The sequence below is a fragment of the Polaromonas sp. P3_C2 genome (genome assembly GCF_056402675.1).
The window spans coordinates 1-1,530 of sequence record NZ_JBFUGX010000853.1 but is presented as its reverse complement, the minus strand read 5'-3'; the positions used below and the strand labels follow the sequence as shown (position 1 = coordinate 1,530).

The 1,530-nt window shown below is 60.2% G+C and carries 1 protein-coding gene; it reads left to right on the top strand.

All coding sequences use genetic code 11. From position 1 onward, the window contains the following. Window positions 1-1,530 (top strand): AsmA family protein (locus AC1DWI_RS22720; RefSeq protein ID WP_477725858.1); only part of this gene is annotated, 1,530 nt, incomplete at both ends.

Below are 1,530 nucleotides of genomic sequence, written 5' to 3'. Positions count from 1 at the left end.
GGATACGTCCGACGAAGGATCCGTTCCACGGATCGACGCGCTGGTCATTGACCGCGGCACGGTTGACTACCAGGCTGCAGCGCAAGGCGCCAATATCCATGTTCAGTTCTCACTGGCACAAGAAGCAAATGAGCAGTTGCCCCTGAGCTACAAGGCCACCGGCAAATGGAAAAACGAGTCCTTCAATGCGACTGGCCGCACCGGCGGCGTACTCCAGCTGAGTAAAGACCTCGAAGCGCCGTTTCCGGTAGAAGTGAACGCCGTAGCCGGCAAGACCAGCCTCAAGGCCAAAGGCTCGGTCTCCAATCTCGCAGAGCTGGCCGGCATCAACGCGACCTTTGACCTGCAGGGACGCAACCTGGAAGAACTCTACAAGCTGGTGGGCGTTGTGCTGCCTTCAACACCACCCTACAAAGTCCGGGGCAAGCTGGCCAGGCACGGCAAGGTGTGGGCGGCCACCCAGATGCAGGGCGTTCTTGGAGGTTCGGATATCAATGGGGCGCTCAGTTTTGACCAGTCTGCTGCCGTGCCGCTTCTGACCGGCAAGGTCCAGTCCAGGCTGCTTGATTTCGCCGACCTCGCCCCCGTGATCGGCCTGGCTCCATCAGGGAAAGCCACGCCTGCCAGTGCCGACACACCTGTTGCCAGGACTGACAGCGATTCGGCGGCGGCGCCAGGCAGAAAAACGGTGCCCACTGCGCGCAAGGTTCTGCCTGTCGCAGCGCTTGATGTGACGCGGCTGCAGGCGATGAACGCCGACGTGATTTATTCTGCGGCTGATATACGGCATGTGAAAGTACTGCCGCTCGACAAGGGCAGCGTTCATGTCCAGCTGAAATCCGGTGTTTTGCAACTCGACCCGATCTCGCTGGGCATTGCAGGCGGTACGGTGGCAGGGAGTATCCGCATCGACTCCAACCCTGTGCCCGCGGTTTTCACGACACGGTTGGACCTGCGGGCCGTGCAGCTCAACCAGCTCTTTCCTGCCGTTGAAACGACCAGGAGCAGCCTGGGCAAGGTTAGCGGCCAGCTGGACCTGAAAGGGCGCGGAAATTCACTGGCGCAAATGCTGGGATCGGCATCCGGCGACGTCGCCGTGCTGATGGGTAAGGGCGAGATCAGCAATATCCTGCTCGAGTTCATGGGCCTGGACGGCGGAGAGGTGATCAAGTTCCTGGTTCGTGGTGACCGCAATGTGCAGTTGCGCTGTGCTGCTGCGGCTTTTGAAGTGAACAAAGGCCTGATGACCACCAAAACGATTGTGCTGGATACGGCAGATACGGTCATCAACGGTCGCGGCACGATCAACCTTGCCGATGAGACATTGGACCTTGTTCTGGATCCRGCGCCCAAAGACCGCAGCATACTGAGCTTGCGGTCTCCCCTGAAGATTGGCGGTACCTTCGCCTCCCTATCGGCCGGCCCTGACAAGGGAGCCCTCGCGGGACGTGCAGCCGTTGCTATCGGACTGGGTGTGATCAATCCCTTGCTGGCATTGGCCGCTACCATTGAAACCGGACCGGGCCAGGA